This is a genomic window from Pseudomonas sp. FP2294 (assembly GCF_030687625.1).
GTDB classification, from domain to species: domain Bacteria; phylum Pseudomonadota; class Gammaproteobacteria; order Pseudomonadales; family Pseudomonadaceae; genus Aquipseudomonas; species Aquipseudomonas shahriarae.
Window position 1 is genome coordinate 4955920 of record NZ_CP117441.1, and the last position, 26329, is coordinate 4982248.

Genomic DNA, 26329 nt, shown 5'->3' on the forward strand with positions numbered 1-26329 from the left:
CGCACAATCTGACATTTTTCCCTTGCCCAATCGCCTGACGGACACACAGCCCTGACTAAGCTGTAAATCGTCACCTGTCGATGAGCCGTAGCACCCCATGAATGATGTCACCGTAAACCCGGCCCCCACCGCCACCTACGCCTGGGAAGGCACCCTGCGCAATGGCCGCAAGGTGTCCGGCGAAACCCGAGGGCATAGCCCGGCCGTGATCAAGGCCCAATTGCGCCGACAAGGGATCAATCCGGTTCGGGTCCAGATGCGCTCCAGCCTCCTGTCTGGCCTGCGCAACCCCATCACCCCAGCCGATGTTGCGCTGTTCACCCGCCAACTGGCGACCCTGCTGAAGGCGGGAATCCCCCTGCTGCAAGCCTTCGACATGATCGGCGAAGGCTTTGAAAACCGGGCCATGCGCACAATGGTCCAGGGATTGAAGCAGGAGATTGCCGCCGGCAACAGCCTGACCGGCGCGTTATTGAAACAACCGCAGTGCTTCAACGCCCTGTATTGCAGCCTGATCGCGGCCGGCGAACAGGCCGGCACCCTGGAAACCCTGCTGGAGCGGGTCGCCACCCACCTGGAAAAAAGCCAACGCCTCAAGGCCCGGATCAAGAAAGCCATGACCTATCCACTGGTGGTCCTGCTCGTGGCCACCCTGGTCAGCAGTATCTTGCTGATCCACGTCGTGCCCCAGTTCGAAAGCCTGTTCGCCGGCATCGACACGCCGCTGCCGCGCTTTACCCTGCTGGTTATTGTGCTGTCCGAATTCATGCAAAGCGCGTGGTGGATGCTGTTGCTGGCCGTGGCGGCGACTACTTGGGGCATACGTCGCAGCTATCGTCGACACAGTGGTTTTCGCCTGTGGCTGGACGCCGGTTTGTTGAAAGTGCCATTGGCAGGCACACTGCTGAAAAAAACCGCTGTCGCCCGCTACGCTCGCACCCTCGCCACTACCTTTGCCGCCGGCGTACCGCTGGCACAGGCGTTGGATTCAGTGGCGGGAGCCGCCGGCAACGAACGCTTCAAACAAGCAGTCACGCGTATGCGCCAGGACGTAGCAATAGGAATGCAATTGAATCGAACCATGACCGCCAGCGGCCTGTTCCCTGGCATGGCGATCCAGATGACAGCCATCGGCGAAGAATCGGGCGCACTGGACAGCATGCTGGAGAAGGTCGCCGACCATTATGAAACGGACGTCGACAACCTGGTGGACAACCTGACCAGCCTGATGGAACCGCTGATCATGGTGGTGCTCGGCAGCATTGTCGGGGCGCTGGTGATCGCCATGTACCTGCCGATCTTCCAGCTTGGCACGGCGTTTTGAACATGACCCTGGACCTCCTCCTGATCCTCCATCCCTGGCTGTTCGTCTGGGCTTCACTGGTGCTGGGGCTGATCGTCGGCAGCTTCCTCAACGTGCTGGTCTGGCGCCTGCCAAAAATGCTCGAGCGCGACTGGCGCGCCCAGGCCCATGAAATACTCGGCCTGCCCCCGGAACCCGGCGGCCCGACCTATAACCTGTTGCACCCCAACTCCTGCTGCCCGCACTGCTCACAGCCGATTCGCCCGTGGCAAAACATCCCGGTGCTCAGCTACTTGCTGCTGCGGGGGCGCTGCGCGCAGTGCCACGGTTCCATCAGCCCACGCTACCCGCTGACCGAACTGGCGTGCGGGCTGCTTTCGGCATTTATTGCCTGGCATTACGGCTTCGGCTGGCCAGCCGCTGGCGTGCTGTTCTTGAGCTGGGGCTTGCTGGCCATGAGCCTGATCGACGCCGATCACCAACTGCTGCCGGATGTGCTGGTGCTGCCACTGCTGTGGCTGGGGTTGATCCTCAATTATTTCGAGTTGTACACGACCTTGCCCGATGCCCTGCTGGGCGCGGTTGCCGGTTACCTGAGCCTGTGGTCGGTGTTCTGGCTGTTCAAGTTGTGCACCGGCAAGGACGGCATGGGCTATGGCGACTTCAAGCTGCTGGCCCTGCTCGGTGCCTGGGGCGGTTGGCAGATCCTGCCGCTGACGCTGTTGCTGGCATCGCTGGTGGGTGCGATCGCAGGGGTGATTGTCTTGCGCATACGCAACGCGCAGACGTCAGTGCCCTTGCCTTTTGGTCCCTATCTGGCGATTGCCGGCTGGATTGCATTGCTCTGGGGTGGTCAAATAACCGACTTCTATTTGCAGTCTGTCGGTTTCAGATGACCACTTCTGTCGCAACACCCTGGATCCTTGGCCTGACGGGCGGCATCGGCAGCGGTAAAAGCGCTGCGGCCCAGCACTTTATCGACCTTGGCGTGGACCTTATCGACGCCGACCATGCCTCGCGCTGGGTGGTGGAACCCGGCCGCCCGGCGCTGGCGAGGATTGCCGAGCACTTCGGCGGCGAGATCCTGCTGCCCGATGGCCAACTGGATCGCGCGGCCTTGCGCAAGCGCATTTTCGAGGCGCCGCAAGAACGCCTGTGGCTTGAGGCCCTGCTGCATCCGTTGATTGCCGACGAGATCCGTAGCCATCTGGCCCGCGCCCGCTCACCCTATGCGATCCTGGTGTCGCCGTTGTTGATCGAGTCGGGCCAGCACACCATGACCCAGCGCATCCTGGTGATCGATGTGCCGCAAGCAACGCAGATTCAGCGTACCCTGCTGCGCGATGGCATCAGCGAAGAACAGGTGCAGGCGATTCTCAAGGCCCAGGCCTCACGGGAAGACCGTTTGCGCCAAGCCGACGATGTACTGGTCAATGATCAGGACCTGACCTGGCTAAAGGCCGAGGTCGAGCGACTGCACCACTTTTACCTTACTTTGCGTGGAGGCCGAACATGAGCCAACCCTTGACCGTCGAATGCCCAACCTGCGGCGCCCCCGTGGAATGGAAAGCGACCAACCTCAACCGGCCATTCTGCTCGGATCGCTGCAAACTGATCGACCTGGGCGCCTGGGCTGCGGAAGAACACAAGATTCCGGTCAGCCCGGACGCCGAAGACGAATTGTTCTCCGAAGACCTGCCACCGCGCGCCCACTAAGGCCGCATAAAGCCGTAATCCTGCTGGTCGTCGAGGTTTTCCGCGAGAAATTGCAACTCGTCGGCCAAGTCTTCGGCACTGCGCACGCCTTTGCTCTGCTGCACCACCGCGCTGAGCAAGGCGCGCAGGCTCAGACCCGGGTCAAAACCGATTTCCTGTGCTGCGTCCTGGCTTCTGCGCAACTCCTGCCGTGCCCACTCGTACACACTCATGATCGTGCTCCTGGAAGTTTCGCAGAGCATGCGACCACTTTTGCGTGGCGCCCTTGATTTGGATCAAGGGCGTGAATTGTCATCTTTCCAGGGCGCCGAGAGGTAGCGCGTGCGGTTGAACGTCTCAAGCCACTCCGGGCAAAACACCACCAGCGCACTGATCACGGTGCCGTTGATAAAGGCTTCGGGAAAGATGATCAGCCACAGGTAACCGATAAAATCCTCGATCCACTCGGGCATGGCGAAGCGGCCGTCCAGCCACAGCAGGCCCAGGCCCGCCAATAGGCACAACAACGCCGACAGAGCAGCGGCAAAAAAACCCGAACAAAAGATATACACAAAAGGATTGCGCGGCTGTGCCCGCTCCACCAGCAGCGCGCACGTCTCTGTCACCAACACCGGCAGCAGGACCAGCAGCGCACCATTGACCCCGACCGCCGCCAAGTCCTGGCGCCCGAGCAGCACCAGGCCCAATTGTGCCGCCAGCCCACCGACAATCGCCAAGGGCCAGTCGAGCAGCAGGGTCACGGCGGTCATGCCGATAAAGTGGTAGGACACCCCGGTATCGAAGTCCCGACGCACCAGCCACAGCATGAACAGCGCGAACACCGTGCCAAACAACAGGTGCTGGCGGCGCCGGTCGGCGAACAGTTCGACCCAGGACGAGCGCAGGATCGCCCAGACAATTACCGGCGCATACAGCAGCCAGCCCAGCCACAGGGTTTGCGGCGCCAGCACGGCGGCACTGATCACGGCTGCACCTGCTCCAGGACCTGGTGCAGCTCGGCGGCAGTCGCGTATTCATGGCGCGCAACCAGCTTGCCGTCTTCGAGTTGCAACCACAGCACTTTATCCACAGGCGCCGGATAACGCGGAGCGATCCGCGCATCACGGTCAAGCATCACCCGGTAGTTGTAGGCTTGCATCGCCGGGACGGCAAAGAGCTTGGCGATCAGCCTCGGCATACGCTGGATATCGGCGACAAACACCACATGGCGCGCCTCCAGATACCCCTTGGGCTGGCCCTGCAAGGCCGCATCCACCAACTTGGCGGCATCCATGCTGCGCGCCACCAGCAAGACCTGCGCCTGGTTATCCAGGGTATAGGCCTGGTCGAATTGATCGAGCAGGGTCCACGGCGCCAGCCGCTCCCCGAGTTCAACCGCCTGAGCCCACAGGGGCAAAAGGCTGAGCAACACCGTAAGCAAAAACTTCACCGCGAACTCCTTGTGCAAAACCGTCGACAGAACCGCCAGTCTACACCGAGCCTTTTCACACGGGACTTCCTGCAGTCATCATTTGAACGCTAAGCTGCAAGCATGGATGACTCAGATTATTTGCGCCTGCTCACCATAGCGGCCGAACAAGCCAACGCGTTCCTGTCCAATGCCCGCAAATGGGAGCGTGAGCGTTGGGTCTGCCAGCGCCTGCTGCAAGGCCTGAATGTGCCGTACCGCGCCGAAGAGTTTCATGCCGCCGGTCAGGAGCCGCCGGACGTACTGTTTCGCGATGCCAGCTTCGAAGTGTTTTTTGTCCTCGATGAAGGCCGGCGCCTGAATGACGAGTGGCGCGACGAACTGGTGCGTCGGCGCAGCGCTTTTTCCCTGAGCCAACTGGTGCGGCGCGAGGCCAAGCCCAGGCGCATTCCCGCTCATGAATTCCTGCTGCGCCTGGCCCCGACCCTGCGCAAGAAAGCCCATAACTACAAAGAACGCGGCATGGACCTGGGAGAGCTGGATATCATCGCCTTCGCCAGCCTCAAGCGCGAAGTGCTGGACCTCAACAGCCATTTCCCGCCGCCCACCGAATACCTGCGCCAGGGCTGGCGCTCGCTGTCGTTGGTCGGCCCGACCTTTGCGCGGGTGCTGTTCGCCCATCCCGACGCACCGGATTTCTTGCGCAACAACCTGGGGCGCAGCATAGTGTTCGATGTGGGTATCAGCCTGTAACGTGATGCCCTTTTGCAACGTCTCCCTGACGAGGCCTTTATGACCAGCCGCCTGAACCCTGACGACCAACAACATGTCGAAGAGTACCTGCAACTGTCCCAGCACCAGGTTGAGCGCAAGCCTTTCCGGCCGTGGCTGCTCCTTGGGGTGGTACTGGTTGTGGTGATTGGCCTGGGCGTCCTGAGCCGCCTTTTGAGTTACCTGACGCTATGAGCTGCCTGGCGCTCGCTCGGGTAACTGCACCGATTTCTTTTAGCCTTGCGAGATACCCCCATGACCCATCGTATTATTATCGTCGGCGGCGGCGCCGGCGGCCTGGAGTTGGCTACCCGCCTGGGTAAGACTCTGGGCAAGCGCGGTACCGCCAGTGTCACGCTGGTGGATACCAACCTGACCCATATCTGGAAGCCCCTGCTGCACGAGGTGGCCGCCGGCTCGCTGAACTCCTCTGAAGACGAACTCAATTATGTTGCCCAGGCAAAATGGAACCACTTCGAGTTCCAGCTGGGGCGCATGAGCGGGCTCGATCGTGAACAGAAGAAAATCCAGCTGGCCGCGACCCTCGATGAAGAAGGCCGGGAACTGGTGCCTGCGCGCGTGCTGGGTTACGACACCCTGGTGATTGCCGTCGGCAGCACCACCAATGACTTCGGTACCGAAGGCGCGGCGCAGCACTGCCTGTTCCTCGATACCCGCAAGCAGGCCGAACGTTTCCACCAGCAATTGCTCAACCACTACCTGCGCGCCCATGCCGGGCAAACCGATGTGGTGGAACAGATCAGCGTGGCAATCGTTGGCGCTGGCGCCACCGGCGTCGAACTGGCCGCCGAGCTGCACAATGCGGCCCACGAACTGGCGGCCTATGGCCTGGACCGGATCAAGCCGGAAAACATGTACATCACCCTGATCGAAGCCGGGCCCCGGGTATTGCCGGCCCTGCCAGAGCGAATCAGCGGGCCTGTGCATAAAACCCTGGAAAAGCTCGGGGTGACGGTGATGACTAACTCGGCTGTGAGTGAAGTCACCGCCGACAGCCTGATTACCAGCAGTGGCCAGGTGATCCCTGCCAGCCTCAAGGTCTGGGCGGCGGGGATTCGCGCGCCAGGTTTCCTCAAGGACATCGACGGCCTGGAGACCAATCGCATCAACCAGCTGCAGGTGCTGCCAACCCTGCAGACTACCCGTGACGAGAATATCTTCGCCTTCGGTGACTGCGCGGCCTGCCCGCAACCGGGCACCGACCGCAACGTTCCGCCACGGGCGCAAGCAGCGCACCAGCAGGCGTCGCTGCTGGCTAAATCGCTGAAGTTGCGCATCGACGGCAAGGCGCTGCCCAGCTACAAGTACACCGATTACGGCTCCCTGATCTCGCTGTCGCGTTTTTCGGCTGTGGGTAACTTGATGGGCAACCTGACCGGCAGTGTGATGCTCGAAGGCTGGCTGGCGCGGATGTTCTATGTGTCGCTGTACCGCATGCACCAGATGGCGTTGTACGGGTTCTTCCGCACGATGATGTTGATGCTGGGCAGCAAAATCGGACGGGGCACCGAGCCGCGGCTCAAACTTCACTGACAATACGGTTCCGGACGGGGCGCAAGCGAGGCGATTTTATAAGCATGCGCGCCCTGCCCTCCCCTGTGGGAGCTGTCTCGCCCTGCGAGGCTGCGATAGCGGTGTGCCAGGCGACATGGCAGTGACGCCGCCATCGCAGCCTCGCAGGGCGAGACAGCTCCCACCTTTGATCACCATGCACCTTCAGGTTTTGCGCAGGCAAAAAAAATCCCCGTATCTTTCGATACGAGGATTTTTAATATGGTCGGGGTAAGGGGATTCGAACTCCTGACATCCTGCTCCCAAAGCAGGCGCGCTACCGGACTGCGCTATACCCCGGTAAAAAAAAGGCGACCTTTTCAAGTCGCCTTCTTCGATCAGGGCTTTTGGCCTCTGATCTTAAGATTCGATTCCAGCGTTAACTGGTCTCAAAAATGGTGGGTCGTGTGGGATTCGAACCTACGACCAATTGGTTAAAAGCCAACTGCTCTACCAACTGAGCTAACGACCCAAATATGGTCGGGGTAAGGGGATTCGAACTCCTGACATCCTGCTCCCAAAGCAGGCGCGCTACCGGACTGCGCTATACCCCGGTTTGAAATTGGCTCCGTGACCAGGACTCGAACCTGGGACCCAATGATTAACAGTCATTTGCTCTACCGACTGAGCTATCACGGAACTACATATTTCAAAGTACTACGGTGCTTCTTGTTACCTTCTCTTCGACTTGTCCGTATCGCTACGTTCGTGTCTCTGAGGCGCGCTATTCTACAATCTTAAAAGCCCCTGTCAACCCTTTAAATTGCTTTTAAGACAATGATTTGCGCTTCTTTCTGATTTCTCCTTGGGGAGAAGAAACCCGTGGGCTGACGTTGCTGCGGGGCGCACTTTACAAGCCTTTGCCTTACAGTTCAACGCCCTATCGAAAAAAAAGGCCCCGCAATGCGGGGCCTCTGCTCATAACCACCCAATTCGGGCTTAGTGGAAGACGATTTCGTCGTTTTCCACGGTGGCCTTGACGCTGGTCCCCGGGATAAAGCTGCCCGACAGGATCAGTTGGGCCAACGGGTTCTCGATCCAGCGCTGAATCGCACGCTTCAACGGCCGCGCGCCATACACCGGGTCGTAGCCGACAGCGATCAACTTGTCCAAGGCCTCGCTGCTCAGCTCCAGCATCAGCTCGCGCTCCGCCAGACGGCTGCGCAGGCGGCCCAGTTGGATCTCGGTGATACCGGCGATCTGATCCCGCGCCAAAGGCTCGAAGATCACTACCTCATCAACCCGGTTGATAAATTCCGGGCGGAAGTGACTGGTCAGCGCATCCATTACCGCAGCACGCTGGCCTTCACGATCACCGACCATCTCCTGGATCTGTACCGAGCCCAGGTTGGAGGTCATCACGATCACCGTATTACGGAAGTCCACGGTACGTCCGTGACTGTCCGTCAGCCGGCCATCTTCCAACACCTGCAGCAACACGTTGAACACATCCGGGTGGGCCTTCTCGACCTCATCCAGGAGGATTACCGAGTAAGGCTTGCGCCGTACCGCTTCGGTCAGGTAGCCGCCTTCCTCGTAGCCCACATAGCCTGGTGGCGCCCCGATCAAACGAGCCACGGAATGTTTCTCCATGAACTCGGACATATCAATGCGCACCATCGCCTCTTCTGTATCAAAGAGGAACTCGGCCAGGGCTTTGCACAGCTCGGTCTTACCCACACCGGTCGGGCCGAGGAACATGAACGAGCCGCTCGGACGGTTCGGGTCGGACAAGCCGGCGCGGGAACGCCGCACCGCGTTGGACACTGCCACCACGGCCTCTTCCTGGCCAATCACGCGTTGGTGCAACAGGCTTTCCATACGCAACAGTTTGTCACGCTCGCCTTCCAGCATTTTCGACACAGGAATGCCGGTCCACTTGGACACAACCTCGGCAATTTCTTCCTCGGTCACCTTGCTGCGCAGCAACTGGTTTTCGCTGTGGCCATGCTGGTCGACCATTTGCAGGCTGCGTTCCAGGTCCGGGATCACCCCGTACTGCAACTCGGCCATGCGGTTCAGGTCGCCTTTACGGCGGGCAGCTTCCAGTTCCTGGCGCGACTGCTCGATCTTCTGCTGGATCTGTGCGGAACCCTGTACTTCGGCTTTTTCCGAGGTCCAGATTTCTTCCAGGTCCGAATACTCACGCTCCAGACGGCCGATTTCCTCCTGGAGTTTTTCCAGGCGTTTCTTCGCCGCGTCATCGTCTTCTTTTTTCAGCGCCTGGGATTCGACTTTCAGTTGAATCAGGCGACGCTCCAGGCGATCCAGTACTTCAGGCTTGGAGTCGATCTCCATGCGAATCCGGCTGGCCGCTTCGTCGATCAAGTCGATGGCCTTGTCCGGCAACTGACGATCAGTGATATAGCGATGGCTCAATTTGGCCGCCGCAATGATCGCGCCATCAGTGATTGCCACGCGGTGGTGGACCTCATAACGCTCTTTCAGGCCACGCAGGATCGCGATGGTGTCTTCTTCGCTCGGTTCTTCCACCAGGACTTTCTGGAAACGACGTTCAAGGGCCGCGTCCTTTTCAATGTACTGGCGATACTCGTTGAGCGTGGTAGCCCCCACGCAATGCAACTCACCCCGAGCCAGTGCAGGCTTTAGCATGTTGCCCGCGTCCATCGAGCCTTCGCCTTTACCCGCGCCGACCATGGTGTGCAGTTCGTCGATAAACAGAATGATCTGCCCTTCCTGCTTCGACAGCTCATTAAGCAGGGATTTCAGGCGCTCTTCAAACTCACCACGGAACTTGGCACCGGCAATCAAGGCCCCCATGTCCAGGGACAGCAAGCGCTTGCCCTTGAGGCCGTCCGGCACTTCACCATTAATGATGCGCTGGGCCAGGCCCTCGGCGATGGCGGTTTTACCCACCCCAGGCTCACCGATCAACACCGGGTTGTTCTTGGTGCGGCGCTGCAGGACCTGGATGGTGCGACGAATCTCGTCGTCACGCCCGATTACCGGGTCCAGCTTGCCGTCTTCGGCGCGCTTGGTCAGGTCGACGGTGTACTTGTCCAGGGCCTGGCGCGACTCCTCATGATTGGGGTCATTCACCGCGTCGCCGCCGCGCAGGTTGTTGATGGCATTTTCCAGGGCCTTTTTGCTCACGCCCTGGCCCAGCAACAACTTGCCGAGCTTGCTGTTTTCATCCATGGCGGCGAGCAGCACCAGTTCGCTGGAGATGAACTGGTCGCCTTTCTGCTGGGCCAGGCGATCGGCCTGGTTAAGCAGGCGCGCCAGATCCTGGGACATATTCACGTCACCCGTCGGATTCTGGATTTTCGGCAGTTGGTCGAGCTCTTTGCTCAACTCCTTGCGCAGGCTGTTGACATCGAAGCCCACCTGCATCAACAGGGGCTTGATAGAACCACCCTGCTGTTCGAGGAGTGCCTGCATCAAGTGCGCGGGCTCGATGGCCGGATGGTCGAGGCCAACGGCCAGGGATTGGGAATCCGATAACGCCAATTGTAATTTGCTGGTTAAACGATCAATACGCATTAGTCACCTTCCTTTTGAGCAGGCCGGAGCTATGTGCGAGCGAGCTTGCTCGCGAGAAACGCATCCTGAATGAAGAAACCTGCCAGATACCCCTATAGATGGGGGGGATTCTGGAACATTCAAGCCGGCAATGCTTGATATGGATCAGGAGAGTCTAGCGTTCGAGCCAGATCAGGGAGGCAAATCGACCGGTACGCGGGCTGCGCCGGTAAGAAAAGAAGCGCGGGTCAGTCACGGTGCACAAACCGCCACCGTAGACAGCGGTGATACCACGCGCAGCCAGGCGCAGGCGCGCCAGCTGGTAGATATCAGCCAGGAACTTGCCAGGGTTGTGGCTGGGAACGAAAGCCTGCGCGGTTTGCGGGTGTTGCTGCATAAAGGCTTCACGCACTTCCGGGCCGACTTCAAAGGCCTTTGGGCCAATCGCCGGGCCCAACCACACCAGTACGTCGGCAGGCGCAGCATCCAGGCTGTCGGCGGCCGCTTCCAGCACACCCGCCGCCAGGCCACGCCAACCGGCATGGGCGGCAGCAACACGAGTTCCGGACTTATTGCAAAACAAGGCCGGCAGGCAATCGGCGGTCATCGCCGTGCAGGCGATGCCGGGCGTACCGGTCCAACTGCCGTCGGCCTCGGCAATCCGTCCCGGATCGGCCTCGACCACGACCACACCATGCACCTGGCGCAACCAGGCGGGCTGGATAGCAAATGCGGCGGTGAGACGACGGCGATTCTCAAGCACAGCTTCGGGGCTGTCCTCGACATGATCGCCTAAGTTGAGGCTGTCGAACGGCGCCAGACTGACGCCGCCCGCACGGGTGGTGACGCAGGCTTTGACCCCGGCCGGCGCAGGCCAGTCAGGAATCAGCCAGTCATTCATCCGACAAAGGCCTCGCGGTCCTGCTTGAGCAACGACAGCAACCAGACAAAATCGTCGGGCAGAGGCGATTCCCAGCTCATCCGCTCACCGCTCGTCGGATGATCCAGTTCCAGGAAGCGTGCATGCAGCGCCTGGCGCGGGAACGACTTCAGCGACTCGACCATGGTCACACTGGCGGCCGGCGGAATACGGAAGCGACCACCGTAGGCCGGATCGCCGACCAACGGGAAGTTGATATGCGCCATATGTACCCGGATCTGGTGGGTACGGCCGGTTTCCAGCTTGACCCGCACATGGGTGTGGGAACGGAAACGCTCCAGCACGCGGTAGTGGCTGACGGCCTGCTTGCCGCCCTCCATCACCGCCATGCGCTGGCGCTGCTGGCCGTGACGACCGATAGGCGCGTTGATCTTGCCACCGGCCACGACCACACCAATCACGATGCACTCATAGATGCGGCTGACACTGCGGCTCTGCAATTGTGTGACCAACTGCGTCTGCGCCTGAATGGTCTTGGCCACGACCATCAGACCAGTGGTGTCCTTGTCCAGGCGGTGGACGATGCCGCAGCGCGGGACATTGATGATGTCCGGCACATGGTGCAACAAGGCATTGAGCAAGGTGCCATCAGCGTGCCCGGCCGCCGGGTGAACCACCAGGCCTGCGGGTTTGTTGATCACCAGGATGTCGTCGTCTTCATAGACGATATCCAGCTCGATGTCCTGGGCGATCCATTCTCCCTGGGCTTCCTGCTCGGCAGTCAGCTCAAGAACCGAACCGCCATGCACTATGTCTCGCGGGCGGATAACCGCTCCATCCACAGTCAGGCGGCCGTCTTTGATCCAGGCGGAAAGGCGCGAGCGCGAGTGCTCAGCGAATAGTTGTGCGGCGACTTGATCGAGGCGTTGGCCGCCCAATTCGGACGGCACCTCTGCGCGAAGTTCAATTTTATCGGACATGCTCAGACTAGGCGTGGCACAGCCTTTGGTTTCGGCTGCGCGCTTGTGGTTAAATACGGCGTCTTTTGCCCCGAGGCTTTCATCGGGGCGCTCATCATAACAGGACGGCCCCGCCCAAGACAGCGGCCGTCATAGGGACGCAAGCCGCCATGCAAGTGAAACACCTGCTGCTGATCGCCATCCTCGCCATGACTGCTGCTTGCTCGTCAACAAAGGACGTCGTCGACGAAAACCTCAGTGAAGTCGAGCTGTACCAGCAGGCTCAGGCCGACCTGGACAACAATAGCTACACAAGCGCCACGGCCAAACTCAAGGCCCTGGAGTCGCGTTATCCGTTTGGCCGCTATGCCGACCAGGCCCAGCTCGAACTGATCTATGCGAACTACAAGAACGCCGAGCCGGAAGCTGCCAAGTCCGCTGCCGAGCGTTTTATCCGCCTGCACCCGCAGCATCCGAACGTGGACTACGCCTACTACCTCAAGGGCCTGACCTCGTTTGACCAGGACGTTGGCCTGCTGGCGCGCTTCCTGCCGCTGGACATGACCAAGCGTGACCCAGGTGCCGCGCGCGACTCCTATAACGAGTTCGCCCAGCTGACCAGCCGCTTCCCCAACAGCCGCTACGCGCCGGACGCCAAGCAGCGCATGATCTACCTGCGCAACCTGCTGGCTTCCTACGAAATCCACGTAGCCCACTACTACTTGACGCGCCAGGCCTATGTCGCCGCCGCCAACCGTGGTCGCTATGTGGTGGAGAACTTCCAGGAAACCCCTTCCGTGGGTGACGGCCTGGCAGTGATGACCGAGGCTTACCAGCGCCTGCACCTCGATACCCTGGCCGCTACCAGCCTGGAGACCCTGAAACTCAACTACCCGGACCACCCTAGCCTGCAAGACGGCCAGTTTGTGCCGCAGGTTGCCGAAGCGGACAACCGCTCGTGGTTGAGCAAGTACACCCTGGGCATGATCGAGTCCCGTCCACCGCTGCCGCCGGGCGAAACCCGCGCCAACCAGGACATCCTCAAGCAGTACCAGGATGCCAAGGACGCCATTCCGTCGGAGCTCAAGCCCCATGACGAGAACGGCGACGTGATCGAGGAAGAAGCACCAGAAGCCCTGGGCAACAACCAGGATCGCTCGTGGTTCAGCTACATGACGTTCGGTGTCTTTGACTGAAACCCGTCTTGGCAGCGCAAGAAGGAGCCCCTCGGGGCTCCTTTTTTCATGGCGCGACTTTATTACCCTGTGCGCCGCTAACATCCTTGGCTAAACTGCCGGATTCCCTGTTGAGAAGCTGCCTGCCATGGTTCGTTTACTGTTCTGGATTGCCCTGATTGCTGCTGCGGTATGGTTCTGGCGCAAGTTCAAGCGCCCCGCTTCGACGCAGCAACAGCCCGGCGAACAAGGCGCCGCGCCGATGGTTCGCTGTGCACACTGTGGCGTGCATCTGCCGCAGGACCGGGCACTGAGCCAGCGCCAGGACTGGTATTGCACCCAGGCGCATCTGGAGCAGGGTCCGAAGTCTATCGAGCGCTGAGTCCTCTGGAACGGTAGGCCCCCCGGTTTATATCCGACCAGTGGGCGCATAAGGGGCCGGGTCGATCACCGGCTCATGCCCCAGCAGCAAGTCAGCAAACAACTGGCAAGACGCAGGCGCCAATACCAGGCCATTGCGGTAATGCCCGCAGTTGAGCCACAGCCCTTCATACCCTGGCACCTTGCCGATATAGGGAATGCCCTCCGGCGAACCAGGCCGCAAACCGGCCCAATGCCCCACCACCTCGGCATCCGCCAGGGCCGGAATCAGTTCCACCGCCGAGGCTTTGAGGCTGTCCAGAGCCGATTCGGTCGGTGTCTTGTCGAAACCTTCATGCTCCAGCGTGCTGCCAATCAGGATATGTCCGTCCCGGCGGGGAATCGCATAGCGCCCCTTCGCCAGGACCATGCAGGACAGAAAGTCCGAAGCACACTTGTACAAAATCATCTGGCCCTTGACCGGCTCCACCGGCAGCGTCAGCCCCAGGCTGGCGAGCAGCTCACCACTCCAGGCACCGGCCGCGAGCACTACCTGGTCGCCTCGCACCTCGCCCTGCGCAGTATTGACCCCGACAATGCTGCCGCCCTCCTGGATAAAGCCCTGTACCGCGCACTGCTCATGCAGGGTCACACCCGGCAATGCCAGCAACGCCGCCTTCAGGGACTTGATCAAGCGTGGATTGCGTACATTGGCCACGTTCGCCATATAGATAGCCTCGGCGAACCCCGCGCCCAATACCGACACCGCGTCACGGGCGGACGACACATCCACCTTGCTCAAGGGCCGGCCTTCCCGCGCAGCCCAGGCCAGGGCGTCGGCCTCGTCATCGAGGTCCAGCCAATACAAGCCCGTGGTATGAACCTCGGGATCCACGCCGGTGGCCGCAAACAGGCGCTGGGCCAATTGCGGGTAAAAATCCTGGGACCAATGGGCCAGCGCCGTGACGGCCGGGCTGTAGCGCCAGGGGTATAACGGCGAAACAATCCCGCCACCGGCCCAGGAAGACTCCTGCCCAACCGACGAACGGTCAAGCACCACCACCGCCAGCCCCTGGGTTGCCAGGTTGAACGCCGTCAACAGCCCGATAACACCACCACCCACAACCACGACTTGCTGTTGCTTGGTCATTGTTCGATCCAGCTCATAAAAAGAAAGGAGTGCTCCAGGCACCCCGTCGCCCACCAGCGTCATCGCCCCCAGCACTCCTGACGCGTGGTGCCGGGTGCGGCGCCGGGATTGGCCCGCGCGCCAGTACTGGTCAAACTGAACTCACCACAAGGATCACCCAGCATCGCGCCAGCAAAAGGCGTCGCGGTCAGGGTGAAATCCTGGGGGTTCAGCATCACCGTGATTCTATAGCGATCATTGCCGGTGCTGACGCCGCTGGCATCAATAAAAGTGCCATTTCTCACGTAATAGCGCTCCAGATGCTGGGCTTGCTCCGTGAGCAGCCCGACGATTTCTGTGCGGTAAGCCTTTTTCACGTGGGCGGCGTACCCCGGATAGATCACCGCCGCCAAGGTGGCAATGATCGCCAGCGCGATCAATAACTCGATCAAAGTGAACCCCTTGCAATTGCCGCTCATCGTCATGATTACCTACTGGAGTTGTCGCCATAGAATTCGCCGGAATCGCTCACTGGCATCAGCATCCGCGGCTACCCGCGCATAGACGCTTTCCAGAACGGTGCGCGATTGGCCACTGATCCCCACTGCCGTAACCCGATACAACGTCGCTGGGGTGTCGGGCGGCAAATGTGCCAACCCGCTAGCGGGGCCGAGGTTCTGAATACCGTACACACCCGCTTTCATGCCGACCCAGGTGATAGCCGAGACTGGGTCGACGCCTGGCTGGCTGATGGCATACGCCTCGTTCGGCGGGGCACAGGTCACCAGCGACTGACAGGCCGGCAAACCGAACCCGCGCGCCTGTACAGCCGACTCACCGCGCCTGAGCCCGCTTTCGGCCGCCTGGAACGATTGGTTGCGATGCCTGAGGCTGCCGGCGAGCTGTTCCTGCGACGTCGCGCCCTGCATCGAAGCCAGGCCGACAACCGTCAACAACAGCAGCAATACCAGGCTGATCAACAGCACCATGCCGCGCTGCCCAGGGGCCGGTACCCGGCACTCGCTATTCAAGACGATTACGCACGGCAGCGACGACGCTGTAGACCTGGTCCCGCACGCGACCAAGCGGATCGCGCAGCGTCAACATCACCCGCACACTGCGGATCAGCGACTCGTCGCCGGGATGGCTGTCATAGCGGCTCACGACACTGGACCCTGGCCGGCTGGCCACCCCGAAACTCAACTCAAACGCCCCCACGTTATCCACCAGCACCGCCCTGGCCGGCGCTGTCGGTGTGCTGAGCTTCAACTGCCCTGACTCAAAGGTGTAGGTCAGTTTGCGAACCGGGAAAGCAATCTGCCCAGGACCAGGCTTGGGCGGTACCCCCGAGTAGGCCTGGGCGCTGTCGACACAATTACTGAGCACGGTCCAGTCGGGCCGACTGCCCTGACCGCCGACATCGCCAGTGACCAGGGTCAGGTTGGTTGAGGCACCGCTGACCGCCACACTGATCGGCGTGGAAAAGTCAGCCGGCGCCTGAACAATCGCGGGAAGGGACAGGCAACCGAACATCCCCGCCAGGCGAATCTCCTGAATCATCTTGCCCAGGACAAATCGCCCATCATCCTGCAACAACGCCGAGGCATGCTGGCTGGCTGCGGTGCTTCGGGCGGCCAGCGTTACCTGGACGGCCGCCAGGACCACCACCAACCCCAGGGTCGCCGCCAGCAATGCCTCGACCAGGCCAAAACCCGTACTGGAGCGCCTCATCGCGCAGGCCTCGGATCGACCGCGACGCGACTGGTCAGGGTGAATGTTTCCCGGGCGCCGCCGGCATGGGCTGCGCGTGAGTCGTCCCAACTGATGCTGATGGTGACTTCGCGCTGGCTGATCGCAATCGAACCTTTGGCGGTATCGCCGGCCAAGTGGCGGATATTGGCCTCGAAGTCGTGCAAGTCCAGGTCCCGGACACTCGCGGCCAAGGTGTTGGCGAGCGAGATATCCTCGCCTCCCCAGGAATAGTCGGCGGCGGCATTGGCGCGAATCCGGTCAAGCATGTCGTAGGCAACGAAGCTCGCCTGGCTGATCATCCTGGAACTGTCGGTGTACTTGAGCGCATTCAGCTGGATCAGCCCGGCCCCCAACAGGCCAACGCCGAGAATCAACAGCGAAACCAGCACTTCGATCAGGCTCATACCGATCTGTTGTGTGTCGGTCGGGGGTGTACAAGACGTTACCAGGCAAGCTCGCATAGCCATCGTCATCCTTGTCGAGGGTCATCCAGACGGCCGAGATAGCCGTGCGTTGCCCAAGACTAGCGCCGCTGTTGTCGTCGCGCTGCCCCTCGGAATAAAGGGAAATACTTTGGACAGGAAGGCCATCACTGCCCCCCCCACGCAGTGCCGCTATAACTAGTTCAGGCACACGGTCCACGGAGGGACGAGGTATGAAACAACGCGGTTTCACATTGATCGAATTGCTGCTCGGCTTGATCGTCAGCGGCATCCTGGCGCAATTGGCGGTACCCGGCTTCAAGAGCCTGCTGGACTCACAAACGCGACTGAGCGCCGCGCAGACACTGGCGTCAGGCTTGCGCTACGCCCGCACCCAGGCTATTGCGCGCAATCGAACGGTGATCATCCACGCGCTGGATGATGACTGGAGTCGGGGCTGGAGGGTGGTGGTGGACATGAATGGCCGCGGTCATCTGGACGACGACAACCCCGTACTGCTGGAACGCCAGGACAATGGGCGGATCCCCATTGTGGGCAATACCCCGGTGCGCACGCAGATTCGCTTCAGCGGTTTGGGCGAACCCCTGCTGTCTGCGGGTGGGTTTCGCGCCGGCACCGTGCATGTGTGCTCAACGGACCAGCCGCTGAGCCTGCATCAAGTGGTGCTGGCGCCCACCGGCCGCATCAGCCTGCGCAGCGACAAGGCCGAGCAGGCATTGTGCCGGGGCTACGATGATCTGGGGCTCAGAGCAGCGAACGAACCCGCAGCTCCTTGGGCATGGAGAAAGTGATGTTCTCTTCGCGCCCTGACAACTCGTCGGCACCTGTCGCGCCCCACGCCTGCAACTGCTGGATCACGCCACGTACCAGGACTTCCGGCGCCGAGGCGCCCGCAGTGATGCCAATGCGCTCGACACCGTCGAACCAACTGCGCTGCAGGTCTTCGGCACCGTCAATCAGGTACGCCGGGGTAGCCATGCGTTCGGCCAGTTCACGCAGACGATTGGAGTTGGAGCTGTTAGGGCTACCGACGACCAGCACCACGTCACACTCGTCGGCCAGTTGCTTGACGGCGTCCTGGCGGTTTTGCGTGGCATAGCAGATGTCGTCCTTGCGCGGCCCACCGATGGCAGGGAAACGGGTACGCAGGGCGTCGATGACCCGGCTGGTGTCATCCATCGACAAGGTGGTCTGGGTCACGAATGCCAACTTCTCAGGGTTATGCACTTGCAACTCGGCGACGTCTTTTTCGTCTTCCACCAGGTAGATCGCGCCGCCATTGCGGGCGTCGTACTGACCCATGGTGCCTTCGACTTCGGGGTGACCGGCGTGGCCGATCAGGATGCACTCACGGCCGTCGCGGCTATAGCGCGCCACTTCGATATGCACCTTGGTCACCAGCGGGCAGGTCGCATCGAAGACTTTCAGGCCACGGCCTGCGGCTTCGGTGCGCACTGCCTGGGAAACGCCATGGGCGCTGAAGATAACGATGACGTCGTCCGGCACCTGATCCAGTTCTTCGACAAAAATGGCGCCACGGGCGCGCAGGTCTTCGACCACGAACTTGTTATGGACCACTTCATGGCGCACGTAGATCGGCGGGCCGAAGACTTCCAGGGCGCGATTGACGATTTCGATCGCCCGGTCCACCCCGGCGCAGAAGCCACGGGGGTTGGCGAGTTTGATTTGCATGCTGGGCCTCGTGTCTTTGTGGGAGCTGGTCTGCCTGCGCTCGGTGCAACTGGTACACCGAGGCGTTGCTATCGCAGGCCAGCCAGCGCCTACAGGAACCGGTTTCGTCAGTTAGAGCGCTTTAACGTCGATGATTTCAACATCAAAGGTCAAGGTCTTGCCGGCCAACGGGTGATTGAAGTCGATGGTCACCTGAGTGTCATCGAAGGTTTTGACCACTCCGGGCAGTTCGGTATTCGCCGCATCGTTGAAGATCACCAGCAAGCCTTCCGACAGCTCCATGTCCTGGAACTGCGAACGCGGGATGATTTGTACGTTCTGCGGGTTGGGCTGGCCAAAGGCGTTTTCCGGCGGGATCTGCAGGTTGCGCTTGTCACCGGCCTTGAAGCCGAACAGCGCCGTCTCAAAACCCGGCAGCAGGTTGCCATCGCCGACCTTGAAGGTCGCCGGGGCTTTATCGAACGTGCTGTCGACCGTGTCGCCATTCTCCAGGCGCAGTGCGAAATGCAAGGTGACTTCCGTGTTCTGGCCAATGCGTTGTTCGGCCAATACTTGTTCAGTCATTTACGGCTTCTCCGGGCTTGTTGCCCTTGAACATATCCAGCGCCAGCATGATTGCGCCAACGCAGATGGCGCTGTCGGCAAAGTTGAACGCCGGGAAGTAATGGCGGTTCTGCCAATGCACCAGAATGAAGTCGATCACATGGCCCAAGGCGATGCGGTCGTACAGATTGCCCAGCGCACCGCCCAGCACCAGTGCCAAGGCGATAGCCAGCCAGGTGTCATTGCGGCCAAGGCGCTTGAGCCAGACCACCAGCACCGCACTGACCACCACAGCGATCAGGGCGAACAGCCAACGCTGCCAGCCACCACCGTCAGCGAGGAAGCTGAAAGCGGCACCGGTGTTATAGGCCAGGGTCCAGCTGAAGTAGTCAGGAATCACCACGATCTGCTGGAACATTTCCAGGGTGCCCTCGAAGTGAGCCTTGCTGACCTGGTCGATGACCAGGACCAGCAAGCTCAGTACGAGCCAACCCAGACGTCCGAAACGGCTGGATTTAGGCATAGTGGCGAACCTCACCGGCACCGCTGATGTTGTCGACGCAACGACCGCAGATTTCCGGATGCTCCGGGTTCACGCCAACGTCTTCACGGCAGTGCCAGCAACGGGCGCACTTGGCGAAGGCGGACTTGACGACCTTGAGCTTGAGGCCCGGGACTTCGGTCGCGACCGCATCAGCCGGGGCCTGGGCGAAGGGTGCCAGGCTAGCCGTGGAGGTAATCAGCACGAAGCGCAGTTCGTTGCTCAATTTGCCCAGGTCGGCGGTCAGGCCTTCCTCGGCAAACAGGGTGACTTCAGCCTGCAGGTTGCCACCGACGGCCTTGGCCGCACGCTGGACTTCCAGTTCCTTGTTCACCGCAACCTTGACGGCCATCACACCTTCCCAATACTCGCGGCCCAGTTCGAAGTCGGCCGGCAATTCGGTCAGGCCTTCGTACCAGGTGTTGAGCATTACGGACTCGTTACGCTCGCCCGGCAGGTATTCCCACAGCTCGTCGGCAGTGAAGGCCAGGATCGGCGCGATCCAGCGCACCAGCGCTTCGGAGATGTGGTACAGCGCGGTCTGCGCCGAGCGGCGGGCCTTGCTGTTGGCGCCGGTGGTGTACTGGCGGTCCTTGATGATGTCGAGGTAGAAACCACCCAGCTCCTGCACGCAGAAGTTGTGGATCTTCGAGTAGACGTTCCAGAAGCGGTATTCGCCGTAGTGCTCCTGCAACTCACGTTGCAGCAACAGGGTACGGTCCACAGCCCAACGGTCCAGGGCGAGCATTTCCTCGGCCGGCAGGATGTCGGTGGCCGGGTTGAAGCCGGTCAGGTTCGACAACATGAAGCGTGCGGTATTGCGGATACGGCGGTAGGCATCGGCGCTGCGTTGCAGGATCTGCTCCGAAACGGCCATTTCACCGGAATAGTCGGTGGAAGCCACCCACAGACGCATGATGTCGGCGCCCAGGGTGTCGTTGACCTTCTGCGGCGCAATCACGTTGCCCAGGGACTTGGACATCTTGCGACCGTTCTCGTCGACGGTGAACCCGTGGGTCAGCAGCTCGCGGTACGGGGCGTGATCGTCGATGGCGCAACCGGTCAGCAGGGACGAGTGGAACCAGCCACGGTGTTGGTCCGAGCCTTCCAGATACAGGTCGGCGCGCGGGCCGGTCTCGTGACCCATCAGGTGCGAGCCGCGCAGCACGTGCCAGTGGGTGGTACCCGAGTCGAACCACACGTCGAGGGTGTCGCTGATCTTGTCGTACAGCGGCGCTTCGTCACCAAGCAGCTCGGCAGCGTCCAGCTTGAACCAGGCTTCGATACCTTCCTGCTCCACACGCTGGGCCACCACTTCCATCAGTTCGACGGTGCGTGGGTGCAGTTCGCCGCTTTCCTTGTTCAGGAAGAACGGGATCGGCACGCCCCAGTTACGCTGGCGGGAGATGCACCAGTCGGGACGGTTGGCAATCATCGAGTGCAGGCGTGCCTGGCCCCAGGCCGGTACGAACTTGGTGTCTTCGATGGCTTTGATCGCACGCTTGCGCAGGGTTTCGCCGGCGACAGGCTCTTTGTCCATGCCGATGAACCACTGCGCGGTGGCGCGGTAGATCAGCGGGGTCTTGTGGCGCCAGCAGTGCATGTAACTGTGCTTGATGGTTTCGGTGTGCAGCAGCGCACCGACTTCCGACAGTTTGTCGATGATCGGCTGGTTGGCCTTGAAGATGAACTGGCCACCGAAGAACTCCAGCGACGGCACGTATACGCCATTGCTCTGCACCGGGTTGAGGATGTCATCGTTGACCATGCCATAGGCTTTGCAGGTCACGAAGTCGTCCACACCGTAGGCCGGCGCGGAGTGAACCACCCCAGTACCCGAGCCCAGTTCGACGTAGTCAGCCAGGTACACCGGCGACAGACGGTCGTAGAACGGGTGACGGAAGTTGATCAGCTCCAGCGCGGAGCCCGTGGTCGTGGCGATCACCGAGCCTTGCAACTCGTAGCGAGTCAGGCAGGCCTCGACCATTTCCTCGGCCAGCACCAGCAGGCGGTCACCGACGTCCACCAGGGCGTAGGTGAATTCCGGGTGCACGTTCAGCGCCTGGTTGGCCGGGATGGTCCACGGGGTGGTGGTCCAGATCACGATGGCGGCGGGCTTGGCCAGGCTTGCCAGGCCAAAGGCCTCGGCCAGCTTGGCGTCGTCGGCGATCGGGAACGCGACGTCGATGGTCGAGGACTTCTTGTCTTCGTACTCGACTTCCGCTTCGGCCAGGGCCGAGCCGCAGTCAAAGCACCAGTTCACGGGCTTGAGGCCCTTGAACACGAAGCCGCCCTTGACGATCTCGGCCAAGGCACGGATTTCCCCGGCCTCGTTCTTGAAGTTCATGGTCTTGTACGGGTTGTCCCAGTCACCCAGCACACCCAGGCGGATGAATTCGGACTTCTGCCCTTCGATCTGCTCGGTGGCGTAGGCGCGGCACAGCTCGCGGGTCTTGTCGGCGCCCAGGTTCTTGCCGTGGGTCACTTCGACTTTGTGTTCAATCGGCAGGCCATGGCAGTCCCAACCCGGGACATAAGGCGCGTCGAAGCCCGAAAGGGTTTTCGAGCGGATGATCATGTCCTTGAGAATCTTGTTCAGCGCATGACCGATGTGAATCGTGCCGTTGGCATAAGGAGGGCCGTCGTGCAGGACGAATTTCGGACGATCCTTGCCAATCTCGCGCAACTTTCCGTACAGGCCAATACTGTCCCAGCGCTGCAGGATCTGCGGTTCGCGCTGTGGCAGGCCGGCCTTCATTGGGAAGGCGGTGTCCGGAAGGTTTAGCGTGGCTTTATAGTCGGTCATTTAAGGCTCTTCATTAGCGATGGGCGCTAGGTGCGGCTAGTGCACGGGCGGCGGCGACATCCGCATTGATCGCCGTTTTCAGCGCCTCCAGGGAGGCGAATCGCTGCTCTTCACGCAGCTTTTGGTGGAAAACCACCGTCAAACGCCGGTCATACAAATCCCCGGCAAAATCCAAAAGGTGAACTTCCAGGTGGGCCTTGCCATCACCTGCAACCGTTGGCCTGACGCCTATATTGGCGACTCCGGGCCAGGGTTTACCGTCAATATCGACACTCACCAGGTACACCCCGGTCAGTGGCACGCGACGGCGCTTGAGTTGCACGTTGGCGGTTGGCGTGCCCAGTTGGCGCGCCAGCTTCTGGCCGTGCAGGACCCGCCCGGCAATCCGGAACGGGCGACCGAGCAAACGCTCGGCCAAGGCGAAGTCGGCAGCGGCCAAGGCATTTCGCACCTGGGTGCTACTCACGCGCAGGCCGTCCAGTTCGACGGTTTGCGCGGCTTCGACAGTAAACCCCTGGGTCACGCCGGCCTGCTGCAGGAAATCGAAATCCCCTACCCGGTCGCAACCGAAGCGGAAGTCGTCGCCGACCTCCAGATGCTGCACGCCCAAGCCATCGACGAGGATACGGTCGACGAACTCGGTGGCGCTGAGACTGCGCAAACGCTGGTTGAAGGCCAGGCACAGAACCCGGTCCACGCCCTCTTCGGCCAGCAGTTGCAGCTTGTCCCGCAAGCGGGCCAAACGGGCTGGAGCCGTCTCGGGAGTGAAGAACTCACGGGGCTGCGGCTCGAAAATCACCACGCAGCTGGGCACGCCCAACTCGACTGCGCGCTCGCGCAGCCGCGCCAGGATCGCCTGGTGGCCACGGTGAACACCGTCAAAGTTGCCAATAGTGGCGACGCAGCCCCGATGCTCGGGGCGCAGGTTGTGGAGACCTCGAACCAGCTGCATAACGCGCTTCTTGCTCATAAAGTGGTCGATTATAACCACACCCGGCCCCGGACGACAGGCAACAGCACAGGCCAAATGATTCGAATCGAAAAAACAGCCGGCTTATTGTTGATTGCGATCAATTCAGCGCCTTGCGATTGAAATCCCGCAGGCGGAAGCCCAGCAGCAGCAACATGCCAAAGTAGGCGATCACCCCGGCCACCACCAGCAGGCCCAGGCGCAGGAATCGCTCAAGCATCTGCCCCTCGCCCCACGCAGGCATCCAGTGCATCAACCCCAGCAATACCGCTGACATCACCGCCACCGCTACCAGCAATTTGAGGGCGAACATGCCCCAGCCTGGCTGCGGCTGGTACATTTTTTGTTTGCGCAATTGATAGAACAACAGGCCGGCATTGATGCACGCCCCGGCACTGATCGCCAGGGCCAGGCCCGCGTGAGCCAGCGGCCCGATGAAGATCAGGTTGAACAGCTGGGTGACCACCAGGGTGAAAATCGCAATTTTCACCGGGGTCCGGATGTTTTGCTGGGCGTAAAAGCCCGGCGCGAGGACCTTGATCACGATAATCCCCAGCAACCCCACCGAATAGGCGACCAATGCACGCTGGGTCATCAAGGCGTCGAACGCGCTGAACTGGCCGTACTGGAACAGCGAAACGGTCAGCGGCTCGGCCAGGATCCCCAGGGCCAGGGAGCATGGCAGCACCAGCACAAAGCACAGGCGCAGGCCCCAATCGAGAATACGCGAGTATTCGTGGCGGTCCTTGCTGGCATAGGTGCGAGCCAGGGTCGGCAGCAAAATGGTACCCAGCGCCACGCCCAGCACACCGGAGGGCAACTCCATCAGGCGATCGGCGTAATACATCCACGACACGGAACCGGAGACCAGCAACGAAGCGAATGCGGTGTTGATAATCAGGGAAATCTGGCTGACCGATACCCCGAGAATCGCCGGCAGCATGTTTTTCATCACCCGCCACACACCCGTGTCCTTGAGGTTCAGGCGCGGCAGCACAAGCATGCCAATCTTTTTCAGGTGCGGCAGTTGATACAACAGTTGCGCCAGGCCACCGGCCAGCACCGCCCAGCCGAGCGCCATCACCGGCGGATCGAAGTACGGCGTGAGGAACAGGGCAAAGATGATCATGCTGACGTTAAGCAGGGTCGGCACAAACGCCGGCACCGAGAACCGGTTCCAGGTATTGAGGATCGCGCCCGCCAGGGAAGACAGGGAAATCAGCAATATATAAGGAAAGGTCACCCGCAACAGATCACTGGTCAGGGCGAATTTTTCCGGAGTGTTGGCAAACCCGGGCGCCGTGGCCCAGATAATCCAGGGCGCAGCGAGCATCCCGGCGACGGTCACCAGCATCAGCACCAGGGTCAGCAGGCCCGAGACATAGGCGATAAAGGTGCGGGTGGCCTCCTCGCCCTGCTGGGTCTTGTATTCCGCCAGGATCGGCACGAACGCCTGGGAAAACGCGCCCTCGGCGAAGATCCGCCGCAGCAGGTTGGGCAGTTTGAACGCGATAAAGAAGGCATCCGTGGCCATGCTCGCGCCAAAAATACGTGCGATGAGGGTGTCACGCACAAACCCCAGAACCCGGGAAATCATGGTGATCGAGCTGACGGCGGCCAACGACTTGAGCAGATTCATTGAAAGAGTTTTTGCCTATAGATAAAGAGCAGGCGAACAAAGCGCCTACTTATGCGATACTGCGCGCCTGCAACAGCACAGAGCCAAAGCTCGCGAGTTTACAGGTCAAGCGCCGGAAATAAATCACCCGCCTCTTCAGATCGACCACTCAGCAGTTCGCATCAGCCGCCCTTGACAAGACTTCAACTCATCGGCATGATTCGCGGCCTATTTTGTTTGCTATTTCCTAAAAAGTCTTTCGAGGAGCTCGACGGTGGCCAACACACCTTCCGCCAAAAAACGTGCAAAACAGGCTGAGAAGCGTCGCAGCCACAACGCCAGCCTGCGTTCCATGGTTCGTACCTACATCAAGAATGTAGTTAAGGCCATTGACGCAAAAGACGCTGAAAAAGCTCAAGCTGCTTACGTTCTGGCCGTGCCAGTTATCGACCGTATGGCCGATAAAGGCATCATCCACAAGAACAAAGCTGCTCGCCATAAAGGTCGTCTGAATGGCCACATCAAGGCTCTGAACCTTGCTGCTGCAGCCTAAGCGATAAGCTTGTTAAAAAACCGACCCCAGGGTCGGTTTTTTATTGCCTACGATTTATGCCCTCCCCCAAAACAAATGTGGGAGCTGGCTTGCCCGCGACGGATACATAACACTCAACATTGATGTCGACTGTTAAACCGCTATCGCAGGCAAGCCAGCCCCCACATAAAGCAGAGCGGAGCTGCCAGGCTTATTGCGCGCCAGGCCACGGCAGGATTGGAATCGCCGTCACCGCATTCTGCGGGCTGCCTTCGATCAGACGGTCGCTGTAGACCAGGTACACCAGGGTATTGCGCTTCTTGTCGAGGAAACGCACCACCTGCATGGTCTTGAACACCAGCGAGGTGCGCTCCTTGAACACCTCATCACCATCCTTGAGCTCGCCCTTGAAGCGAATCGGCCCCACCTGACGACAGGCAATGGATGCCTCGGCACGATCCTCGGCCAAGCCCAGACCACCCTTCACCCCACCCGTCTTGGCGCGAGACAGGTAGCAAGTCACGCCATCTACCTTGGGATCATCAAAAGCCTCGACCACGATCCGATCATTGGGGCCGACAAACTTGAACACGGTCGACACCTGGCCAATCTCTTCGGCCGAAGCCAGCAGCGGCATCGCCATCAGCAGCCCCAGCAACCCCTTCATTACGCGCAT

Annotated in this window: 29 protein-coding genes and 4 tRNA genes; 11 read left to right on the plus strand and 22 right to left on the minus strand. The window is 60.7% G+C overall.

What is annotated here, in order from left to right; translation table 11 throughout:
* Positions 1-97: 97 nt before the first annotated feature.
* Genes PSH73_RS22225 through yacG form a run of 4 tightly spaced genes read left to right on the plus strand, consistent with a single transcriptional unit; the run spans position 98 to position 3019 of the window.
* Positions 98-1324 carry a type II secretion system F family protein gene (locus PSH73_RS22225; RefSeq protein WP_057958403.1) on the plus strand — a complete coding sequence of 409 codons (1227 nt, stop codon included), beginning with the start codon at positions 98-100 and terminating at the stop codon, positions 1322-1324.
* 2 nt (positions 1325-1326) lie between these two features.
* Positions 1327-2199: an A24 family peptidase gene (locus tag PSH73_RS22230; RefSeq protein ID WP_198817572.1), complete on the plus strand. Its 873-nt coding sequence runs from the start codon at positions 1327-1329 to the stop codon at positions 2197-2199.
* Entirely contained in the window at positions 2196-2819 is a 624-nt protein-coding gene (gene coaE, locus PSH73_RS22235) for a dephospho-CoA kinase (RefSeq protein WP_198817574.1), read from the plus strand. The genes PSH73_RS22230 and coaE overlap by 4 nt, the downstream gene beginning before the upstream one ends.
* The gene (gene yacG, locus PSH73_RS22240; protein ID WP_032861907.1) at positions 2816-3019 is read left to right on the plus strand and encodes a DNA gyrase inhibitor YacG; all 204 of its coding nucleotides are present in this window, start codon (positions 2816-2818) and stop codon (positions 3017-3019) included. Before coaE ends, yacG begins: the two co-directional genes overlap by 4 nt.
* On the opposite strand, the gene PSH73_RS22245 is transcribed toward yacG, so the two are convergent.
* From PSH73_RS22245 to PSH73_RS22255, 3 genes are all read right to left on the minus strand, one after another.
* Positions 3016-3231: a hypothetical protein gene (locus PSH73_RS22245; RefSeq protein ID WP_057441062.1), complete on the minus strand. Its 216-nt coding sequence runs from the start codon at positions 3229-3231 to the stop codon at positions 3016-3018. The genes yacG and PSH73_RS22245 overlap by 4 nt on opposite strands.
* A 63-nt stretch (positions 3232-3294) precedes the next feature.
* The gene (locus tag PSH73_RS22250; protein WP_057441064.1) at positions 3295-3984 is read right to left on the minus strand and encodes an energy-coupling factor ABC transporter permease; all 690 of its coding nucleotides are present in this window, start codon (positions 3982-3984) and stop codon (positions 3295-3297) included.
* Positions 3981-4448: an FAD/FMN-containing dehydrogenase gene (locus PSH73_RS22255; protein WP_120734168.1), complete on the minus strand. Its 468-nt coding sequence runs from the start codon at positions 4446-4448 to the stop codon at positions 3981-3983. The genes PSH73_RS22250 and PSH73_RS22255 overlap by 4 nt, the downstream gene beginning before the upstream one ends.
* A 102-nt stretch (positions 4449-4550) precedes the next feature.
* Here PSH73_RS22255 and PSH73_RS22260 point away from each other — a divergent pair, with 102 nt between their 5' ends.
* The 3 genes from PSH73_RS22260 to PSH73_RS22270 are packed head-to-tail and all read left to right on the plus strand — an operon-like array spanning position 4551 to position 6752.
* The gene (locus PSH73_RS22260; RefSeq protein WP_057441069.1) at positions 4551-5180 is read left to right on the plus strand and encodes a DUF1780 domain-containing protein; all 630 of its coding nucleotides are present in this window, start codon (positions 4551-4553) and stop codon (positions 5178-5180) included.
* A 39-nt stretch (positions 5181-5219) separates the two neighbouring features.
* Positions 5220-5393: a DUF3094 family protein gene (locus tag PSH73_RS22265; protein ID WP_057441071.1), complete on the plus strand. Its 174-nt coding sequence runs from the start codon at positions 5220-5222 to the stop codon at positions 5391-5393.
* 60 nt (positions 5394-5453) lie between these two features.
* Complete coding sequence (locus PSH73_RS22270; RefSeq protein WP_057441073.1) at positions 5454-6752, plus strand: NAD(P)/FAD-dependent oxidoreductase; 1299 nt, start codon at positions 5454-5456, stop codon at positions 6750-6752.
* Positions 6753-6993: 241 nt separating this feature from the next.
* Here PSH73_RS22270 and PSH73_RS22275 read toward each other — a convergent pair.
* From PSH73_RS22275 to rluD, 7 genes are all read right to left on the minus strand, one after another.
* Positions 6994-7070: transfer RNA gene (locus PSH73_RS22275), tRNA-Pro, on the minus strand.
* A 96-nt stretch (positions 7071-7166) separates the two neighbouring features.
* Positions 7167-7242, minus strand: a tRNA-Lys gene (locus tag PSH73_RS22280).
* A gap of 5 nt (positions 7243-7247) precedes the next feature.
* Positions 7248-7324, minus strand: a tRNA-Pro gene (locus tag PSH73_RS22285).
* Between the two features lie 9 nt (positions 7325-7333).
* Positions 7334-7409, minus strand: a tRNA-Asn gene (locus PSH73_RS22290).
* 300 nt (positions 7410-7709) lie between these two features.
* The gene (clpB, locus tag PSH73_RS22295; RefSeq protein ID WP_057441075.1) at positions 7710-10274 is read right to left on the minus strand and encodes an ATP-dependent chaperone ClpB; all 2565 of its coding nucleotides are present in this window, start codon (positions 10272-10274) and stop codon (positions 7710-7712) included.
* A 154-nt stretch (positions 10275-10428) separates the two neighbouring features.
* Positions 10429-11154: a peptidoglycan editing factor PgeF gene (pgeF, locus tag PSH73_RS22300; protein ID WP_128592789.1), complete on the minus strand. Its 726-nt coding sequence runs from the start codon at positions 11152-11154 to the stop codon at positions 10429-10431.
* Positions 11151-12113, minus strand: a complete 963-nt coding sequence (gene rluD / locus PSH73_RS22305; protein ID WP_029292014.1) for a 23S rRNA pseudouridine(1911/1915/1917) synthase RluD — start codon at positions 12111-12113, stop codon at positions 11151-11153. Before rluD ends, pgeF begins: the two co-directional genes overlap by 4 nt.
* 149 nt (positions 12114-12262) lie before the next feature.
* On the opposite strand from rluD, the gene PSH73_RS22310 reads away from it, so the two are divergent.
* Positions 12263-13288 carry an outer membrane protein assembly factor BamD gene (locus tag PSH73_RS22310; protein WP_057441077.1) on the plus strand — a complete coding sequence of 342 codons (1026 nt, stop codon included), beginning with the start codon at positions 12263-12265 and terminating at the stop codon, positions 13286-13288.
* Between the two features lie 127 nt (positions 13289-13415).
* The gene (locus PSH73_RS22315) at positions 13416-13649 is read left to right on the plus strand and encodes a PP0621 family protein (RefSeq protein ID WP_057441079.1); all 234 of its coding nucleotides are present in this window, start codon (positions 13416-13418) and stop codon (positions 13647-13649) included.
* A 27-nt stretch (positions 13650-13676) separates the two neighbouring features.
* Here PSH73_RS22315 and thiO read toward each other — a convergent pair whose 3' ends face one another.
* Genes thiO through pilV form a run of 5 tightly spaced genes read right to left on the minus strand, consistent with a single transcriptional unit; the run spans position 13677 to position 16969 of the window.
* Positions 13677-14777 carry a glycine oxidase ThiO gene (gene thiO, locus PSH73_RS22320; protein ID WP_186625042.1) on the minus strand — a complete coding sequence of 367 codons (1101 nt, stop codon included), beginning with the start codon at positions 14775-14777 and terminating at the stop codon, positions 13677-13679.
* A 59-nt stretch (positions 14778-14836) separates the two neighbouring features.
* Positions 14837-15235: a type IV pilin protein gene (locus tag PSH73_RS22325; protein ID WP_169989534.1), complete on the minus strand. Its 399-nt coding sequence runs from the start codon at positions 15233-15235 to the stop codon at positions 14837-14839.
* A gap of 12 nt (positions 15236-15247) precedes the next feature.
* Positions 15248-15745, minus strand: a complete 498-nt coding sequence (locus PSH73_RS22330; RefSeq protein WP_169989543.1) for a PilX N-terminal domain-containing pilus assembly protein — start codon at positions 15743-15745, stop codon at positions 15248-15250.
* A gap of 34 nt (positions 15746-15779) precedes the next feature.
* Positions 15780-16487, minus strand: a complete 708-nt coding sequence (locus tag PSH73_RS22335) for a PilW family protein (protein WP_169989535.1) — start codon at positions 16485-16487, stop codon at positions 15780-15782.
* Positions 16484-16969: a type IV pilus modification protein PilV gene (pilV, locus tag PSH73_RS22340; RefSeq protein WP_350338785.1), complete on the minus strand. Its 486-nt coding sequence runs from the start codon at positions 16967-16969 to the stop codon at positions 16484-16486. Before pilV ends, PSH73_RS22335 begins: the two co-directional genes overlap by 4 nt.
* A 194-nt stretch (positions 16970-17163) precedes the next feature.
* Between pilV and PSH73_RS22345 the strand changes: the two genes are divergently transcribed.
* Positions 17164-17742, plus strand: coding sequence for a GspH/FimT family pseudopilin (locus PSH73_RS22345; RefSeq protein ID WP_057444403.1), 579 nt, complete (start codon positions 17164-17166; stop codon positions 17740-17742).
* On the opposite strand, the gene ispH is transcribed toward PSH73_RS22345, so the two are convergent.
* The 6 genes from ispH to murJ all read right to left on the minus strand — a co-directional run bounded on the left by ispH (position 17696) and on the right by murJ (position 25142).
* On the minus strand, positions 17696-18643 hold the full coding sequence (gene ispH, locus PSH73_RS22350) for a 4-hydroxy-3-methylbut-2-enyl diphosphate reductase (protein WP_057441092.1): 948 nt from the start codon (positions 18641-18643) through the stop codon (positions 17696-17698). The two genes, PSH73_RS22345 and ispH, sit on opposite strands and share 47 nt — an antisense overlap.
* 111 nt (positions 18644-18754) lie before the next feature.
* Positions 18755-19192 (minus strand): FKBP-type peptidyl-prolyl cis-trans isomerase, encoded by a 438-nt coding sequence (gene fkpB, locus PSH73_RS22355; RefSeq protein WP_169959852.1) that lies wholly within the window; start codon positions 19190-19192, stop codon positions 18755-18757.
* Between the two features lie 7 nt (positions 19193-19199).
* Positions 19200-19709, minus strand: coding sequence for a signal peptidase II (lspA, locus tag PSH73_RS22360; protein WP_057958393.1), 510 nt, complete (start codon positions 19707-19709; stop codon positions 19200-19202).
* A complete protein-coding gene (gene ileS, locus PSH73_RS22365) occupies positions 19702-22533 on the minus strand; it encodes an isoleucine--tRNA ligase (RefSeq protein WP_057441098.1) in 2832 nt (943 codons plus the stop codon). The genes lspA and ileS overlap by 8 nt, the downstream gene beginning before the upstream one ends.
* Positions 22534-22546: 13 nt before the next feature.
* On the minus strand, positions 22547-23485 hold the full coding sequence (ribF, locus tag PSH73_RS22370; protein WP_169989537.1) for a bifunctional riboflavin kinase/FAD synthetase: 939 nt from the start codon (positions 23483-23485) through the stop codon (positions 22547-22549).
* 118 nt (positions 23486-23603) lie between these two features.
* Complete coding sequence (gene murJ, locus PSH73_RS22375; RefSeq protein ID WP_115129037.1) at positions 23604-25142, minus strand: murein biosynthesis integral membrane protein MurJ; 1539 nt, start codon at positions 25140-25142, stop codon at positions 23604-23606.
* A 253-nt stretch (positions 25143-25395) separates the two neighbouring features.
* On the opposite strand from murJ, the gene rpsT reads away from it, so the two are divergent.
* The gene (rpsT, locus tag PSH73_RS22380) at positions 25396-25674 is read left to right on the plus strand and encodes a 30S ribosomal protein S20 (protein WP_003215870.1); all 279 of its coding nucleotides are present in this window, start codon (positions 25396-25398) and stop codon (positions 25672-25674) included.
* Between the two features lie 190 nt (positions 25675-25864).
* On the opposite strand, the gene PSH73_RS22385 is transcribed toward rpsT, so the two are convergent.
* Positions 25865-26329 (minus strand): CreA family protein, encoded by a 465-nt coding sequence (locus PSH73_RS22385; RefSeq protein ID WP_038443485.1) that lies wholly within the window; start codon positions 26327-26329, stop codon positions 25865-25867.

What these genes read in the sequence shown, in the direction of transcription:
- lspA (WP_057958393.1), bottom strand. Translation starts at nt 19,709, where the DNA reads ATGCCTAAATCCAGCCGTTTCGGACGTCTGGGTTGGCTCGTACTGAGC.
- thiO (WP_186625042.1), bottom strand. Translation starts at nt 14,777, where the DNA reads ATGACCAAGCAACAGCAAGTCGTGGTTGTGGGTGGTGGTGTTATCGGG.
- PSH73_RS22325 (WP_169989534.1), bottom strand. Translation starts at nt 15,235, where the DNA reads ATGAGCGGCAATTGCAAGGGGTTCACTTTGATCGAGTTATTGATCGCG.
- pgeF (WP_128592789.1), bottom strand. Translation starts at nt 11,154, where the DNA reads ATGAATGACTGGCTGATTCCTGACTGGCCTGCGCCGGCCGGGGTCAAA.
- ispH (WP_057441092.1), bottom strand. Translation starts at nt 18,643, where the DNA reads ATGCAAATCAAACTCGCCAACCCCCGTGGCTTCTGCGCCGGGGTGGAC.
- PSH73_RS22385 (WP_038443485.1), bottom strand. Translation starts at nt 26,329, where the DNA reads ATGCGCGTAATGAAGGGGTTGCTGGGGCTGCTGATGGCGATGCCGCTG.
- PSH73_RS22330 (WP_169989543.1), bottom strand. Translation starts at nt 15,745, where the DNA reads ATGGTGCTGTTGATCAGCCTGGTATTGCTGCTGTTGTTGACGGTTGTC.
- PSH73_RS22265 (WP_057441071.1), top strand. Translation starts at nt 5,220, where the DNA reads ATGACCAGCCGCCTGAACCCTGACGACCAACAACATGTCGAAGAGTAC.
- PSH73_RS22260 (WP_057441069.1), top strand. Translation starts at nt 4,551, where the DNA reads ATGGATGACTCAGATTATTTGCGCCTGCTCACCATAGCGGCCGAACAA.
- coaE (WP_198817574.1), top strand. Translation starts at nt 2,196, where the DNA reads ATGACCACTTCTGTCGCAACACCCTGGATCCTTGGCCTGACGGGCGGC.
- PSH73_RS22225 (WP_057958403.1), top strand. Translation starts at nt 98, where the DNA reads ATGAATGATGTCACCGTAAACCCGGCCCCCACCGCCACCTACGCCTGG.
- PSH73_RS22335 (WP_169989535.1), bottom strand. Translation starts at nt 16,487, where the DNA reads ATGAGGCGCTCCAGTACGGGTTTTGGCCTGGTCGAGGCATTGCTGGCG.
- PSH73_RS22230 (WP_198817572.1), top strand. Translation starts at nt 1,327, where the DNA reads ATGACCCTGGACCTCCTCCTGATCCTCCATCCCTGGCTGTTCGTCTGG.
- yacG (WP_032861907.1), top strand. Translation starts at nt 2,816, where the DNA reads ATGAGCCAACCCTTGACCGTCGAATGCCCAACCTGCGGCGCCCCCGTG.
- ribF (WP_169989537.1), bottom strand. Translation starts at nt 23,485, where the DNA reads ATGCAGCTGGTTCGAGGTCTCCACAACCTGCGCCCCGAGCATCGGGGC.
- PSH73_RS22315 (WP_057441079.1), top strand. Translation starts at nt 13,416, where the DNA reads ATGGTTCGTTTACTGTTCTGGATTGCCCTGATTGCTGCTGCGGTATGG.
- PSH73_RS22245 (WP_057441062.1), bottom strand. Translation starts at nt 3,231, where the DNA reads ATGAGTGTGTACGAGTGGGCACGGCAGGAGTTGCGCAGAAGCCAGGAC.
- pilV (WP_350338785.1), bottom strand. Translation starts at nt 16,969, where the DNA reads ATGCGAGCTTGCCTGGTAACGTCTTGTACACCCCCGACCGACACACAA.
- PSH73_RS22270 (WP_057441073.1), top strand. Translation starts at nt 5,454, where the DNA reads ATGACCCATCGTATTATTATCGTCGGCGGCGGCGCCGGCGGCCTGGAG.
- rluD (WP_029292014.1), bottom strand. Translation starts at nt 12,113, where the DNA reads ATGTCCGATAAAATTGAACTTCGCGCAGAGGTGCCGTCCGAATTGGGC.
- PSH73_RS22310 (WP_057441077.1), top strand. Translation starts at nt 12,263, where the DNA reads ATGCAAGTGAAACACCTGCTGCTGATCGCCATCCTCGCCATGACTGCT.
- PSH73_RS22345 (WP_057444403.1), top strand. Translation starts at nt 17,164, where the DNA reads ATGAAACAACGCGGTTTCACATTGATCGAATTGCTGCTCGGCTTGATC.
- murJ (WP_115129037.1), bottom strand. Translation starts at nt 25,142, where the DNA reads ATGAATCTGCTCAAGTCGTTGGCCGCCGTCAGCTCGATCACCATGATT.
- ileS (WP_057441098.1), bottom strand. Translation starts at nt 22,533, where the DNA reads ATGACCGACTATAAAGCCACGCTAAACCTTCCGGACACCGCCTTCCCA.
- clpB (WP_057441075.1), bottom strand. Translation starts at nt 10,274, where the DNA reads ATGCGTATTGATCGTTTAACCAGCAAATTACAATTGGCGTTATCGGAT.